Origin of the sequence: Lysobacter spongiicola DSM 21749 (assembly GCF_900167055.1) — a bacterium.
GTDB classification, from domain to species: domain Bacteria; phylum Pseudomonadota; class Gammaproteobacteria; order Xanthomonadales; family Xanthomonadaceae; genus Novilysobacter; species Novilysobacter spongiicola.
Map to the genome: position 1 here is coordinate 21,293 of NZ_FUXP01000005.1, position 14,949 is coordinate 36,241.

Below are 14,949 nucleotides of genomic sequence, written 5' to 3' on the forward strand. Positions count from 1 at the left end.
TAAACGCCTCACCCACGCTACGTACCGGACACGATGGGTGCTTTGCCGTTACTGCCGCCTGGTTTTGCCGAATGTGTCGGTGATCCGGAGAGCGCAGTCCGTCGGTAGTGGCTGGCGGAAGTACCGAAGCGGGAACGGAAAGCACGGGCAAAACTGCAGCAGTTGTCGAATCCGCATGCGGCGGCGATTTCTCCGATCAACATCCCGCTGGTTCGCAACAGCAGCGCTGCGCGTTCGAGGCGCATGCGCACGGATGCACCTTGCGGGCTCTCCTCGTAGAGGCTTTGGAAGGCTCTGGAGAAGTACCAGGTCGAGAAGCTGGTCAGCCGGGCGAGCTCGGCGATCCTCACCACCCGGTCGCAGTTGCCCTCGATATAGAGCCGTGCACGCTGCAGGCGGCTGAATACCTGTCTCTTTCGGAGATGGGACCTTCCCGGGCAGCGTGCGATGTGCACCGCCATTTCCCGCTGCATGGCCCCGATGAACAGCAGGAGGGGACGCAGCGCGGCAAGCTGTCCGGCTCCATCCAGCGACACCTGATCGCTCAACCGCCTCTCGGCGCCGCGCCAGAGACGCACGAACAACCGGAGCTCATCGCGATCGACTCCTCCACGGCCGGCAAAAAGTCCCGTTTCGGTCAGCCGCGCGGCGGCCGCCGCCAGCCCCCCCCCAATGGCTAACCCCAGCGTGACGCCACGCCGATCCGACTGCACGAGGGGGCATGATTCCCTGTCCAGTACGATCCAGTCCCCTCGACGCAGCTGGAAACGCCCTTCAGCGGACTCCACCCAGGTCCGGCCTCTCAGCTGGACCCATATGGTGGAGGGACTAGAGGAGCACTGCGCACTGCCAAGACGGGTGACGGCCACGCATCGGGCACTGCCCGCCCGCCCGCCATCCCCGTCCACCTGCAGAAGTTGTCCACGATCCGCCCAGCTTTTCCTGTCCATGACTCACCCGTTGCCAACAAGGGGCTACCGGTTTGCCGGATGCGTGCAAAGGCTTCAGGAAATTGGTCGAAAAGTTATGCGAAAACATCGTGAATGGTGGTCCGAAAGATTGCCGAAGCTGACCTTTACCCGTGGAATCAGTGTGTTGCCGTCATCAGCTCCCTCGAGGAAGCGACCTGCAAACCCAGGCGCAAGCGACCGACTCGGCAAATAAATGCGGCACGCCTTGCCAGGCCCGAGGTGGCGCGGCCACCTACCTTGTCGGGGTGGTGGCGTCGCCAAGGTCTGGCGCTACACGATCAGGCACTCTCTCGCCGAAGACATACATATCCCCAAAGCATATTGCGCTCCTCACGGAGCGCATTTTTTTGGTCCGGGATCAGGGCACAGCAGCCATGAAGGCGATGTCCGTTCCGTCCATCGTGGCGATCGAGGCAAAGGTGTCCTGCCCACCGGCACTAAAGCCGTTGACGTGCGCAAGTCGCTGCGGTTGGAGGCAGCGCGGCTGCCCAGTGGTGGCGTGCCGTGTTTCCCCGCCGATGTGTTCCAGCGATGCGGAGCAGCGTGGACGGGGTACGAGCTGCAGCACATCTCCCGTAGCAGCGTCCACTGTCCACGCGTGCCTGCGCCACTGGCTGGGAGCTGCGGTGTCGATCCTGGCGACACTGCCAGGGGAAAGATCGAGATCTGCCTGCCATAGCCCCTTCTCATCAACCCTCGTGAAGAGCACTCGCTCGCGCGCCCGATCGACCCTGATCGTGGACACGTTTCCTATGTCCCCCAGCTCGCGCCACGGCTCGACTTCGCTATCGAGAAGGAGCAGGCGCGGAGGGCTGCCGGGACGCTCCGACACCACCAGGAGCCTTCGATCGTCCAAGGCAAAGGCCGCGCCAATCGGGTTTCCGCCTGGAACCTGCAGGCGCTTGATGGATCCGTCGCTGACGTCGATTTCGTGGAGTCCTTGGACGCCCCGTTCGCCCATCTTCCCGACCATCAGGATTCTCCGGCTGTCCTGCGACCATTGTGGAAACGAGTCTGCAGACGGAGTGAAGCCCTGGAAGAGTCGCAAGCTGTCCGGCTCGCTCGTTCGTGCCCACCACGCGGCATAGCGTCCGCTCCGATCCGACGTGAAGACCAGTTGCGTCCCGTCAGGCGCAAGTGAAGGCTGGGTGTCCCGGCCAGAAGACGGAAAGATGGCCTCGGCTGCCCCGACCGCGGATCCACGTCCGCCCTCATGCCCGAAGCGATAGATGCCAAAGCGGGACTGACGACGCTCGAAGGCCATGGCCCCGTCGGGCGAAACGTCGGGGTTCTGCGCGTCCAGGATACCGAGGCCGGTGGCCGGCCGGCCTGCACCCTCGAGCCGGAAAAGGCGCGTCCCGCTGCCCATTCGGCGACTGAAGACGATGGATCCATCCGGCATCCAGTCCCAACCGCGGATCTCCCCGCTCTCCTCCGTCAGCCGTTCAGGATCCCCGCCCTCGACGGCAATTCGCCATAGGTCACCCCGTTGGGGATTCCTTACAAAAACGATCGAAGCGCCGTCCGGCGAGTAACGCGGCACATGATCAAGGTCGCCGCTCTTTCGCCCGTACTGCAGGCGCCGCCACTGGCCGTTGGCCAGATCAAGTATCCGGACGCCCGCCATCTCCCCCCCGTCCATCATGCTGCCAAAAAGGAGGCCGCCCCCGTCGGGCGCCCAGCTGAAACTCAACAAATCATCACTGTGGCAGCGCGCGACGGCGCGATCGGCACCTCCGTCCACGGCGGCGATCCTGATCTCGCAATTGCCACCGACGTCACGGGCGTAGGCGATGTCGCGGCCGTCGGGGGACCAGGCGGGCAACCTGTCGGATACCGCCTGCGGCGGATACGTAAGTTGCCTTGGTGTTGCCTGGCCAGTGGCCTGCACCATGATTGCGGTGCCTCGAATACCGCGTCTCGTGGCGGAGTAGGCAACCAGGGAAGCATCCGGAGACAGGCTCGGTCCGAGCTCGTAACCCGGAGCGGAGGTAAGGAGCTCCAGAGGCGCCGCAGCGCCGGAAGAACCGGCCGCGGTTGGCTGTGGATCGCCCGCGTCACGGTCGATCCAGATGAACATCGCCGCGGCCACCACAGCGATGCCGGCAAGCCCGGCACTTCCCCGCTTGGCGAGCCTCCGCGCATTCATTCCCATGCGGCTGCGGCCAGGGCGCGCCGTTCCGGGATCTTCGCGCACCGATGGGCCGGGACCGACGCCTGGTGCCACGACAGGTGAGTGGGTCTCCCACTCGACGGGCGCCGCCAGCCGGTAGCCGGTCTTCGCGATGGTGTCGATGCAGGGCAGCGGGTCACCTCGCCCCGACAGCATCCTGCGCAGCTGAGTGACCGCCTGGGTGAGCACGTCGTCGGTGGGCATGGTGTCCGGCCATACGGCGGACAGTAAAGCTCCGCGCGTCACCACTTCTCCCGGCCTCGCCGCCAGCACTTCAAGCACCGCCAGGGACTTTGGCGTCAACCTTCCCGGAGGCCGACCCGGCACGCCCGTCACCTCCCTGCTCGCCAGGTCGACGGTCGCGCCGCCAACTCGCAGGCGGCCACCTGGCTCACGACCCGGCGAGGTGCCGCGTTGATGCTGGTCGACCATCTGAATCGGGGGCTCCATTATGGGCGGGGCGTCGGCGCGCTGGAGCGACTCCGACGCGCGCGACACTATACGACCGCTGCGCTTCCCCGGCGCGTCCCTCAGGCCTTGCGGTATACCTCCGCACCGGCGGCACGGAACTCCGCGGCCTTCATCGCCATGCCTTCATCCAGCGCGGCTTCCGCCTCCACTCCATGCTCGGCGGCGTAATCGCGCACGTCCTGGGTGATCTTCATCGAGCAGAAGTGCGGCCCGCACATCGAGCAGAAGTGGGCGGACTTGTGCGCGTCCTTGGGCAGGGTCTCGTCGTGGTATTCGGTGGCGCGTTCCGGGTCCAGCCCCAGGTTGAACTGGTCTTCCCAGCGGAACTCGAAGCGGGCCTTGCTCAGTGCGTTGTCGCGCACTTGTGCGCCGGGATGTCCCTTGGCGAGATCGGCGGCGTGGGCGGCGATGCGGTAGGCCATCAGGCCCTCGCGCACGTCGGCCTTGTTGGGCAGGCCCAGGTGCTCTTTCGGGGTCACGTAGCAGAGCATCGCGGTGCCGTACCAGCCGATCAGGGCCGCGCCGATCGCCGAGGTGATGTGGTCGTAGCCCGGTGCGATGTCGGTGGTCAGTGGCCCGAGGGTGTAGAACGGCGCCTCGCCACACACCTCCAGTTGCTTGTCCATGTTCTCTTTGATCAGGTGCATCGGCACGTGGCCGGGACCTTCGATCATGGTCTGGACATCGTGCTTCCAGGCGATCTTCGTCAGCTCGCCCAGTGTTTCCAGTTCGCCGAACTGGGCGGCATCGTTGGCGTCGGCGATGGAGCCCGGGCGCAGGCCATCGCCAAGACTGAAGGCGACGTCATAGGCCTTCATGATTTCGCAGATGTCCTCGAAGTGTTCGTAGAGGAAGCTCTCCTTGTGGTGGGCGAGGCACCACTTGGCCATGATCGAGCCGCCGCGGCTGACGATGCCGGTGACGCGCCCGGCGGTCAGCGGCACGTAGCGCAGCAGCACGCCGGCATGGATGGTGAAGTAGTCCACGCCCTGCTCGGCCTGCTCGATCAGGGTGTCGCGGAAGATCTCCCAGGTCAGCTCCTCGGCGCGGCCATCGACCTTCTCCAGCGCCTGGTAGATCGGCACCGTGCCGATCGGCACCGGCGAGTTGCGGATGATCCACTCCCGGGTCTCGTGGATGTGCTTGCCGGTGGACAGGTCCATGACGTTGTCCGCGCCCCAGCGGATCGACCACACCAGCTTCTCGACCTCCTCGGCAATGCCCGACGACACTGCCGAGTTGCCGATGTTGGCGTTGACCTTGGTGAGGAAGTTGCGGCCGATGATCATCGGCTCGCTCTCGGGATGGTTGATGTTGCACGGAATGATGGCGCGGCCGCGGGCCACCTCGTCGCGCACGAACTCCGGCGTGATCACCTGCGGGATGCTGGCGCCGAAGGACTGGCCCGGGTGCTGCTCGCGCAGGCGGGCGTCGCGCACCGCATCCAGCCGCTGGTTCTCGCGGATGGCGATGTACTCCATCTCCGGGGTGATGATGCCGCGGCGCGCGTAGTGCATCTGGGTGACGTTGGCGCCGGCGACGGCCCGGCGCGGCAGCGGCCGGTTGGCGAAGCGTACGGCGTCGAGCTTCGGGTCCTGCTCGCGCATGCGGCCGAACTCCGAGGAAAGGCCGGCGAGCTGCTCGGTATCGCCGCGCTCGGCGATCCAGGCCGCGCGCAGCGGCGCCAGCCCTCGGGCGAGATCAATCGTGGCCGCCGGGTCGGTATAGGGGCCGGAGGTGTCGTAGACCGCGAGCGCGGCATTCTCCTCGCCACCGAAGATGGTGGGGGTGCGCTGCAGGCGCACTTCGCGCATCGCGACCTGCATGTCGGGGCGCGAACCGGCGACGTGGATCTTGCCGGAGCCCGGGATCGGGCGGACGACGTCGGCCGAAAGACGATCGGCCTGCCGGGTCAGCTCACGCTGGCCATCGTTCGGTGCAACGGGCGGATGGGTGACTGCGTTCATGGCGTTCGTCCTGTCTTTGGATGGACGAAGCGGCGGCGCACGGATCCCGCAAACAGGGCGTCCGGCGAAGCTTCCCTACGGCGGTATCAACCGCGTCAGGTTCGAAGGGTCTGTCTCAACCACGCGCCCGGCGCGCGGTACCCCCGCTTCAGCGCGCATTGGAACACGGACCGTCGCGAACGGCCAATCACGCTGTTGCAGGGTCCGGCGCATTGGCGTCTGATGGGCGTCCCGGCCTAGAGACCGCGCCCTGGCCGGTACTGCCGCAAAATCCACGTGGAACGTCAATGAAACACAGTAACGGCGACGAAGGACGACAGGCGCGGGCCTTCTCGCCGGCGGGCGTCGGCAACATCGGGGTCGGCTTCGACCTGCTCGGCCACAGCATCGAAGGGCCCGGCGACCACGCCACGGTGAGGAGGATCGCCGCGCCGACGGTACGGATCAGCGCCGTCGAGGGCAGCAGCAATGGCGCGGGGTCGATTCCGCTGGAAGCACACCGCAATACCGCGGGCCGGGCATTGATCGCGATGCGGGAGGCGCATGGGATCGAGCACGGTTTCGAGCTGCGCCTGCACAAGGGCATCCCGCTGGGGTCCGGAATGGGCGGATCGGCGGCTTCGTGCGTGGCGGCGCTGGTCGCCGCCAACGCAGTGCTCGACGATCCGCTGACGCGGGAACAGCTGTATCCGCTGGCGATGATCGGCGAGTCGGTCTCCAGCGACAGCGTTCAGGGCGACAACGTCGGTCCGATGCTGCTGGGTGGCGTGGTGCTGGCCACCGAGGCCCGCGCCATCCGGTTGTCAGCGCCCGGTCTCCATTGCGCGGTCGTGCACCCGCACTTCACTCTGGAAACCCGGCAGGCCCGTGCCGTGCTCACGGATCCATACCCGCTCGCCGACTTCGTCAGGCAATCGAGATACCTCGCGCTGTTCCTGACCGGCCTGGCCGCGGGGATCGTGGGCTGATAGCTTCGGGCCTGCAGGATGCACTGGTCGAGCCCCGGCGCGCGCCACTGGTGCCCGGCTTCGCCGCCGTGAAGGCCGCGGCCATGGAATGCGGCGCGCTCGGCGCCAGCTTGTCGGGAGCCGGGCCCACCGTCTTCGGCTGGTTCAACAGCGAGGGCGAGGCGCGGATCGCGGCGCGGGCAATGCAGGCCGCGTTCGCCGGTGTCGGGCTGCACAGCGACGCCTACGTGTCGCCGGTGGAAGGGCCCCGGGCGCAATTGCTCCAGTAGCAGTGGCTCGCGGCGCACTTGCCGCGCCCGGCTGCCGGGATTACGGTCCACGCATGGAAAACACACTGAAACTGCCCGCCCTCGCCCTGCTGACGCTCGCCCTCGCCGCCTGCGACAGCGGATCGAACCTGTCCCCGGAAGTGGCCAGCCCGCAGCCCGCCCCACCGGCGCCGGCACCCGTTATCGAAGCCCACCCGGCCGATGCGTTCATGCAGAACGTGGCCGGGCTCTGTGGCAACGCCTACGCCGGTCGCGTCGTCGAGGACACCCCCGCGCCCACGGGCGATGATCCCTTCGGCGACAAGCCGCTGGTGATGCACGTGCGCGAATGCAGCGACGACGAGATCCGCATCCCGTTCCACGTCGGCGACGACCACTCGCGCACCTGGGTGCTCACTCGCACCGCCACCGGCCTGCGGCTCAAGCACGACCACCGCCACGAAGACGGCAGCGACGACGAAGTCACGATGTACGGTGGCGAGACATCGTCCACCGGCAGCGCCACCCGCCAGGAGTTCCCGGTCGACGCCGAGTCACGCGCGATGTTCTCGCGCAACGACATGGACGTGTCCAACACCAACACCTGGGCGATGGAGATCGAGCCCGGCGACATGTTCGCCTACGAGCTGTCGCGACCGGAACGCATGTTCCGGGTCGAGTTCGACCTCACCGAAACCGTGCCGTCGCCCCCGGCCCCCTGGGGAGCGGAGGATGCCGCCGACATGGAGCCGGCGGACCCGGAGCAGGAAGAGCCGGCAGCCGCGAACTAGCGGCGCTCAGGTATCCGCGGGCACCCGGACCCGGAACCACGCCGCATACAGCGCCGGCAGGAAAAACAGGGTCAGGGCGGTGGCCACCAGCAGGCCGCCCATGATGGCGACCGCCATCGGCCCGAAGAAGGCACTGCGCGACAGCGGGATCATCGCCAGGATCGCCGCCAGCGCGGTCAACACGATCGGACGGAAGCGACGCACCGTCGCTTCCACGACTGCCTGCCACGGCTCGCGGCCATCACTGCGGTCCTGCTCGATCTGGTCCACCAGGATCACCGAGTTGCGCATGATCATGCCGGCCAGCGCGATCGTGCCGAGCATCGCCACGAAACCGAACGGCACCCGGAACACCAGCAGGAACAGGGTCACGCCGATCAATCCCAGTGGCGCGGTCAGCAGCACCATGATGCTGCGCGAGGCACTGCGCAGTTGCAGCATCAGGAGGGTGAAGACCACGAACAGGAACAGGGGCACGCCGGCGGCGATGGAGTTCTGGCCGCGGGCGGAATCCTCGACGCTGCCACCGACCTCCACCGAATAGCCATGGCGCAGGCCGTCGCGGATGTCGTCGAGCGTCGGGGAAATCTGCGCGACCACCGTCGCCGGCTGGGTGCCGTCGTAGATGTCGGCGCGCACCGTCATCGTCGGCTTGCGGTCGCGGTGCCAGATGATGCCCTCCTCGAACCCGTATTCGAGCGTCGCGACCTGGGCCAGCGACACGCTGGTGCCACTGGCGGTCGGCACCATCAGGCTCCCCAGTTCGTCGAGCTCGACAGCGTCGCTCCCGCCGCCGCGCAGCATGATCTCGATCAGCTCGTCGCCCTCTCGAAAGGTGCTGACCCCGGTGCCCGAAAGCGAGCCGCGAAGCACCTGCGCGAGTTCCGCCGAACTGATGCCGATCGCGCGCGCCCGCGCCTGGTCGACATGCAGGCGCACCGTTTTCGATGGCTCGTCCCAGTCGAGGTTGACGTTGGTGACGTGCGGGTTCTCGCGGATCTTTTCGCGTACGGCGTACGCGACTTCGCGCACCTCGTCGATATGCTCGCCGGAGACCCGGAACTGCACCGGGTAGCCCACCGGTGGCCCGTTCTCCAGCCGCGTCACCCGCAACTGCAGCTCCGGGAACAGCGGCACCACCTCCTCGATCATCCAGCTGCGCACCCGCTCGCGCGCCTCGATGTCCTCCGGCATCAGCACGAACTGGGCGAAGTTGGCGGCCGGCAATTGCTGGTCCAGTGGCAGGTAGAAGCGCGGCGATCCGGTACCGACCCAGGCGGTGTAGTTGACCAGGTCCTCGCGCTTGGAAAGCAGCGCCTCCAATCGCGCCGCCTGTTCCGAAGTCGCCCGTAGCGAACTGCCTTCGGCCAGCTCCATGTCGACCATCAGCTCGGGACGGACCGAATCGGGAAAGAACTGCTGCGGCACGAAACGGAACAGCAGCACCGATCCGAAGAAGGCGGCAGCAGTCAGCCCGATCACCAGCCAGCGGCGACGCACGCACCAGACCAGCGCGCGGCGGAAGCGCTGGTAGAAGCGGGTGCCGTACGGATCGTGCACATGCCCCGCACCGTTGTCGGTCGGCACCGGAGCAAGCACATCGGCGAAGGCGGGAAATCGATCGGCCCAGCGCTCGCGCCTGGCACGCCAGCGCGCGGCCAGCGACTCCGGCTTCGGCGGCACATGGCCGTGGCCACCCATGTCGGGCAGCAACTTGTCACCCAGGTAGGGGATGAACACCACCGCCGCGACCCACGACACCAGCAGCGCGATGGTGACCACCTGGAACAGCGATCGGGTGTACTCGCCGGTGCTGGATGCGGCCGTGGCAATCGGCAGGAAGCCGGCCGCGGTGATCAGGGTCCCGGTCAGCATCGGGAAGGCCGTCGAATCCCAGGCGAAGGCCGCGGCGCGGAGCCGGTCGAAACCCTGCTCCATCTTGATGGCCATCATCTCCACCGCGATGATCGCATCGTCCACCAGCAGGCCCAGCGCCAGCACCAGGGCGCCCAGCGAGATCTTGTGCAGGCCGACGCCAAACAGGTCCATCACCGCGAAGGTCATCGCCAGCACCAGCGGGATCGACAGCGCCACCACCAGTCCGGTGCGCCAGCCCAGCGACAGGAAGCTCACCAGCAGCACGATGGCGACGGCCTCGGCGAGCACCTTGACGAACTCGCCGACCGAATCCTGCACCGCCGCCGGCTGGTCGGACACCTTGTGCAGCGACATGCCGACCGGGAGCGTCCTCTGGAGCTCGGCAAAGGTGCGCTCAAGTGACTCGCCCAGCTCGAGGATGTCGCCGCCATCGCGCATCGATACACCGATGCCGATCGCATCCTCGCCCATGAAGCGCATCGCCGGACCCGGTGGATCGGCGAAGCCGCGATGCACATCGGCCACGTCGTCGAGGGTGAAGGTGCGGTCGCCGACGCGGACCGGGAAGCGGCGGATGTCGTCGACGCTGTCGAACTGTCCGTCAACCCGGACCGGCACCCGGCTGCTGCCGGTCTCGAAGAACCCGGCCGGCACCAGCGCGTTCTGCTGTTCGAGCGCGGCCTGCACCGCCGCCGCGGACACGCCCAGCGTGGCGAGCTTGGTGTTGGACAGCTCGATCCAGATCTTCTCGTCCTGCACGCCGAACAGCTGGATCTTGCCCACGTCCGGCACCTGCTCCAGTGCCAGTTGCAGGCGCCGGGCGTGGTCGCGCATCAGGGCATAGTCGAAGCCCTCGCCGGTCAGCGCGTAGATGTTGCCGAAGGTGTCGCCGAACTCGTCGTTGAAAAACGGCCCGACGATGTCCGCCGGCAACTGCGGGCGCAGGTCGCCGATCTTCTTGCGGACCTGGTAGAACAGTTCGGGTATCTCGCCCGAGCGCATCGAGTCACGCGCAGCGAAAATCACCTGCGACTCGCCGGCGCGCGAGTAGGAGCGGACGAACTCGTACTCGCCGGTCTCCATCACCTTGCGCTCGATGCGCTCGGTCACCTGCGAGGCCACCTGCTCGGCCGTCGCCCCCGGCCACATCGTCTGCACCACCATGACCTTGAAGGTGAATTCCGGGTCCTCGCTGCGCCCCAGTGACAGGTATGAAGATGCACCGGCGATTGCCAGCACCAGCATCGCGTAGACCACCAGGCTGCGGTGGCGCAGGGCCCACTCGGAGAGGTTGAAGCGCATGGCGGTGCCGCCTCAGTCCAGCACTGGACGGTTCTGGCGGTCGACCCCGACCACCTGCTGCCCTTCGCGCAGAAGATGCCCGCCCGCGGCAACCACCCAGTCACCGCGCTCCAGCCCCGCGCTCACCGGCACCCGCTCGCTGCCGAACCGGCCGACCTCCACCGGTTGCAGGCGCAGCGTGGACTGCTCCGGATCCAGCACGAACACGGCGAAACCACCGTCGCCCTGCTCCTGGAGCGCCGCCAGTGGCACGCTCATGCCGCCGCCGGCGCTGTCGCGATCCACGAACACGCGGGCGCTCTGGCCAAGCTCGAGCGCATCGGCGGGTGCCTCCACCTCGGCGCGCGCCTGGAACGTGCGGGAGGCTGGATCGGCCAACGGTGACACCTCGCGGACCACTGCCGGCCAGCGCGCGCCGGGTTCGGCCCAGGCTTCGACCTCGACCGCGAGGCCGGGCTGGATGCCACCGACCTCTCCCTCGGGAATGGCGAAGACCACTTCACGTGCACCATCGGCGGCGAGGGTGAACACCGGCTGCCCCGCCGAAACCACCTGCCCCGCTTCGGCATGTCTCGCGGCCACCACGCCGTCCACCGGCGCACGCAGCTGCGACCGGGAAGCCTGGTTGCCCGCGACTTCCAACTGCGCCCGGGCCGCATCGACCCGGCCCTGGGCCGCGGTGGCGGCAGCGTCCTGGGCGTCCATGGCCGACCTGCTGACCAGTTGCTGATCGGCCAGCGCGGAATAACGCACCTGGTCGGCGCGGGCACGGCCGAGTTCAGCCTGGGCAGCCGCGAGCTCGGCGCGGGCGGCGCGGGCGCGCGCATCCAGATCGTCGGCGTCGAGCGTTGCAAGTACCTGGCCCCGCTGCACGTGGTCACCCGCATCCACATGGCGCTGGACGAGCTGTCCGCCGACCTGGAAGGACAGCGTGCTTTCCTCGCGCGCCCGGATGTCACCGGCGAACGACCTCGATGCTTCCCCGGCCTCCCGCGGCTGGGTCACCAGCACGGGTCGCGCGGCCTGGGCGTCCTGCGGCTCGCTGGAACAGCCCGCCAGCGCGGCCGCCAACAGCAGTGCAATGGCGATGGTTGGAGCGTAGGACCTGCCGGAACCGGTAATGCGCATCGGAGCGCCTTCTGGGGTCAATTAATGAACCGGCGGGTACTGTATAAATATCGAACCGGCGAGTCTACTATCGGCACCATGGTTTCCCGCAGTTCCCGAAGCAAGCCGCCGGTCGCCGACGCCCCCGCACCGGCACCGACCACCCGCACCCCCGGCCCCGGCCGCCCCAAGGACCCGGGCAAGCGCGCCGCGATCCTGGAGGCGGCCAAGGCGATGTTCACCCGCCTGGGGTTCGATGGCGCGAGCATGGACCAGATCGCCGCCGAAGCAGGGGTCTCCAAGCTCACCGTCTACAGCCACTTCGGCGACAAGGAGTCGCTGTTCGCGGCCGCCGTGCAATCCCACTGCGATACCGGCCTGCCATCGGACCTGTTCGAGCCGGCTGGCGAGGCGCAGCCCGTACGCGAGCGCCTGCTGTCCATCGCCGAAGCCCTGTTTTCGATGATCAGCAGCCATGAGGCGCTCGCCGGCCACCGCATGCTGTGCAGCCCGCAACTGGTGGGGTCGCCGCTGGCACACCTGTTCTGGGAGGCGGGGCCGCAGCGCGTGCAGGACAACATCGCCCGCGTCCTCGCACGGCGGATGGCGTCCGGGGAGCTGGCGATCGGCGACGGCGGCGAGCAAGCGCTGCACCGCGCCGCCACCCAGTTGTGCGCCCTGCTCAAGGGGGAACTGCACGCCATGCTGGTGCTGGGTTGTTGCGAGCCGGAGCGCGAGGCCATCCGGACCCATCTGGAAGCTGCGGTGGACGTGTTCCTTCGCGCCTACGCACCGTCGGCGGACACCACTGGCGATCCGTGACCGCGGTCTCGGTGACTTCCGGCACTGAACGGGGAGCCCCGGCGAGGCGATCCTGTGCCCCACGATACGGCGCCGGCGGCCCCACCTCCCCGCTACAATTGGCGGTCAACCGCGAATACCGAGACAGCCTCCCATGAGCACGATTGATTACGCCAAGGCCCGCGAACTGATGGTCGAACAGCAGGTCCGTCCATGGGAGGTACTGGACGAACGCGTGCTGGAGGTCATCTCGGCGATGCCCCGCGAGCAGTTCGTCGCCGAGGCGCACCGGGCGTTGGCCTATGCCGACCTGGCGCTGCCGCTGGGCCACGGCCAGCGCATGATGAAACCGGTCGTGGAAGGCCGCGCGCTGCAGTCGATCCTGGCAAAGCCGTTCGAGGAAGTGCTGGAGGTCGGGACCGGCAGCGGCTACCTCGCCGCCTGCCTCGGGCGCCTCGCCCGCGACGTGGTCAGCCTCGAGCTGTATCCCGAACTCGCCGATGCCGCCCGCGAGCGACTGGCGGAACAGCGCATCACCAATGTCGAAGTGGTCCAGGCCGACGCCATGGCCTGGACGACCTCGCGCCGATTCGACGCCATCTGCGTCAGCGGCGCGGTGCTCGAGGTGCCGGAGCGGTTCATGGAGTGGCTGAAGCCGGGGGGCCGCCTGTTCGCGGTGCGCGGGCGCTCGCCGGCCATGGAAGCCGTACTCGTACACCATGATGTCAACGGCCCGCGCACCGAGTCGTTGTTCGAAACCGACCTGCCCTACCTCGTCGGCGCGGCGCCCGTGCCGGCATTCGAACTCTAGCCGACGCGAGTCCCTCGCAGGACTGTTCACCACAAGGACCCCAAGATGATCCGCCGCCGACTCGTACTCGCCCTTGCCTTCGCCCTGCTGCCGGCCACCGCCGCGGCGGAAGACCTGTTGCAGACCTACGAGCTGGCGAGGGCCGGCGACCCGCAGTTCTCCGCGGCGGAGTCGAGCCGGCTGGCGACGCGAGAAGGTGCGGTGCAGGCCCGCGCGGCGATGCTGCCGCAGCTGGATGGCACTGCCAGCATTCGGCGCTCGCGCAGCGAAGGGCCCTCGACCTTCCAGGCCGATCCCACCGAGCCGACGGTAAACGGCGACATCGAAACCGAATCCACTACCCGCAACTTCGGTGTCAGCGGTACGCAGATGCTGTTCGACATGACGCGCTTCACCACCCTGCGTGGGCAGAAGGCGCTGAGCCGCGCCAGCGACTACCAGCTCGAGGCCGCGGGCGACAACCTGATCACCCGCACCTCGGCCGCCTATTTCAACGTGCTGGTGCAACTGGAAACACTTGCCGCCGCCGAAGCCGCCGAGACCGCCCTGCAGAGGCAGTTCGACTTTGCCTCGAAGCGGCTGGAGGTGGGTCTTGCACCGATCACCGACGTGCACGAAGCGCGCGCGCAGTTCGACAGCGCCCGCGCCAACACCATCCTCGCCCGCAACGCCGTGGCGGATGCCTACCAGGCACTGGCGGAAATCACCGGCCAGCCGGTGCGCAACCTGCAGGGCCTACCGGCCGACTTCCAGCCGGAGCTTCCGGTCTCGGAAGGCGTCGATGCCTGGGTGCAGACCGCCATCGACAACAATCCCGCACTGCGCGCACAGCAGCTGCAGGTACAGGCGGCGGAGGCCGACGTGGCCACTGCCCGCGCGGGCCACCTGCCCACGCTCTACCTGAGTGGCGGCTACAACGACAGCGAAACCACCGGCGACCGCACTTTCAGCAGCAGTGATCTTCCCACTTCGATCACCAGCCCGATCGAAAGTGAAAGTCGAGGACCGGAAATCGGCATCACCCTCAACGTTCCGATCTTCTCCGGCGGCGCCACCCAGTCACGCGTGCGCCAGGCAATCGCCCAGCGTGACATCCGTGCCGACGAACTGGTGCAGCAGCGCCGCGCGCTCGAGCGCAACACCCGCAACGCCTACCAGACCCTGGTGGCCGGCATCAGCGAAGTCGAAGCGCGCCGCCTCGCGCTGGTATCGGCGCAGGCCGCCTATGACGCATCGCAAGTGGGCCTGGAGGTCGGCACCCGCACCGTGCTGGACGTGCTGAACAACCAGAACAACCTGTTCAGCGCGCAACAGGCCTATGCACTGGCCCGCTACAACTACCTGCAGAACCGGCTGCTGCTCGAGCAGGCCGCGGGCACGCTTGACGTGGAAGACGTGCAGCAGATCAACCGCCTGCTGACCGTCAACGCCGACGCCCAGGTCGAGTCGATCCCGCAGTAA

Annotated in this window: 9 protein-coding genes, 1 pseudogene and 1 riboswitch; of the genes and pseudogenes, 5 read left to right on the plus strand and 5 right to left on the minus strand. The window is 67.6% G+C overall.

The window, feature by feature from the left end; genetic code table 11:
* Window positions 1–17: 17 nt before the first annotated feature.
* The 3 genes from B5D37_RS07955 to thiC all read right to left on the minus strand — a co-directional run bounded on the left by B5D37_RS07955 (window position 18) and on the right by thiC (window position 5,582).
* Entirely contained in the window at window positions 18–950 is a 933-nt protein-coding gene (locus B5D37_RS07955; protein ID WP_078758198.1) for a helix-turn-helix domain-containing protein, read from the minus strand.
* Window positions 951–1,329: 379 nt separating this feature from the next.
* On the minus strand, window positions 1,330–3,594 hold the full coding sequence (locus B5D37_RS07960; RefSeq protein WP_143814214.1) for a winged helix-turn-helix domain-containing protein: 2,265 nt from the start codon (window positions 3,592–3,594) through the stop codon (window positions 1,330–1,332).
* 80 nt (window positions 3,595–3,674) lie between these two features.
* Window positions 3,675–5,582 (minus strand): phosphomethylpyrimidine synthase ThiC, encoded by a 1,908-nt coding sequence (gene thiC / locus B5D37_RS07965; protein WP_078758200.1) that lies wholly within the window; start codon window positions 5,580–5,582, stop codon window positions 3,675–3,677.
* 54 nt (window positions 5,583–5,636) lie between these two features.
* Window positions 5,637–5,737, minus strand: a riboswitch (TPP riboswitch).
* A 132-nt stretch (window positions 5,738–5,869) separates the two neighbouring features.
* Here thiC and B5D37_RS07970 point away from each other — a divergent pair.
* A pseudogene (locus B5D37_RS07970) lies at window positions 5,870–6,819 on the plus strand (homoserine kinase).
* Window positions 6,820–6,884: 65 nt separating this feature from the next.
* Entirely contained in the window at window positions 6,885–7,589 is a 705-nt protein-coding gene (locus B5D37_RS07975) for a hypothetical protein (protein WP_078758362.1), read from the plus strand.
* A 6-nt stretch (window positions 7,590–7,595) separates the two neighbouring features.
* Here the strand turns inward: B5D37_RS07975 and B5D37_RS07980 are convergent, their stop codons facing one another.
* Both B5D37_RS07980 and B5D37_RS07985 read right to left on the minus strand, forming a co-directional pair.
* Entirely contained in the window at window positions 7,596–10,769 is a 3,174-nt protein-coding gene (locus tag B5D37_RS07980) for an efflux RND transporter permease subunit (protein WP_078758201.1), read from the minus strand.
* Window positions 10,770–10,781: 12 nt separating this feature from the next.
* Complete coding sequence (locus tag B5D37_RS07985) at window positions 10,782–11,897, minus strand: efflux RND transporter periplasmic adaptor subunit (protein ID WP_078758202.1); 1,116 nt, start codon at window positions 11,895–11,897, stop codon at window positions 10,782–10,784.
* 78 nt (window positions 11,898–11,975) lie between these two features.
* On the opposite strand from B5D37_RS07985, the gene B5D37_RS07990 reads away from it, so the two are divergent.
* The 3 genes from B5D37_RS07990 to B5D37_RS08000 all read left to right on the plus strand — a co-directional run bounded on the left by B5D37_RS07990 (window position 11,976) and on the right by B5D37_RS08000 (window position 14,949).
* Complete coding sequence (locus B5D37_RS07990) at window positions 11,976–12,698, plus strand: TetR/AcrR family transcriptional regulator (RefSeq protein WP_078758203.1); 723 nt, start codon at window positions 11,976–11,978, stop codon at window positions 12,696–12,698.
* 133 nt (window positions 12,699–12,831) lie between these two features.
* Window positions 12,832–13,488, plus strand: a complete 657-nt coding sequence (locus B5D37_RS07995; protein WP_078758204.1) for a protein-L-isoaspartate O-methyltransferase family protein — start codon at window positions 12,832–12,834, stop codon at window positions 13,486–13,488.
* A gap of 45 nt (window positions 13,489–13,533) precedes the next feature.
* The gene (locus tag B5D37_RS08000) at window positions 13,534–14,949 is read left to right on the plus strand and encodes a TolC family outer membrane protein (protein ID WP_078758205.1); all 1,416 of its coding nucleotides are present in this window, start codon (window positions 13,534–13,536) and stop codon (window positions 14,947–14,949) included.

Coding starts and splice junctions, on each gene's coding strand:
- B5D37_RS07955 (WP_078758198.1), bottom strand. CDS start 950: ATGGACAGGAAAAGCTGGGCGGATCGTGGACAACTTCTGCAGGTGGAC.
- B5D37_RS07960 (WP_143814214.1), bottom strand. CDS start 3,594: ATGGAGCCCCCGATTCAGATGGTCGACCAGCATCAACGCGGCACCTCG.
- thiC (WP_078758200.1), bottom strand. CDS start 5,582: ATGAACGCAGTCACCCATCCGCCCGTTGCACCGAACGATGGCCAGCGT.
- B5D37_RS07980 (WP_078758201.1), bottom strand. CDS start 10,769: ATGCGCTTCAACCTCTCCGAGTGGGCCCTGCGCCACCGCAGCCTGGTG.
- B5D37_RS07985 (WP_078758202.1), bottom strand. CDS start 11,897: ATGCGCATTACCGGTTCCGGCAGGTCCTACGCTCCAACCATCGCCATT.
- B5D37_RS07990 (WP_078758203.1), top strand. CDS start 11,976: ATGGTTTCCCGCAGTTCCCGAAGCAAGCCGCCGGTCGCCGACGCCCCC.
- B5D37_RS07995 (WP_078758204.1), top strand. CDS start 12,832: ATGAGCACGATTGATTACGCCAAGGCCCGCGAACTGATGGTCGAACAG.
- B5D37_RS08000 (WP_078758205.1), top strand. CDS start 13,534: ATGATCCGCCGCCGACTCGTACTCGCCCTTGCCTTCGCCCTGCTGCCG.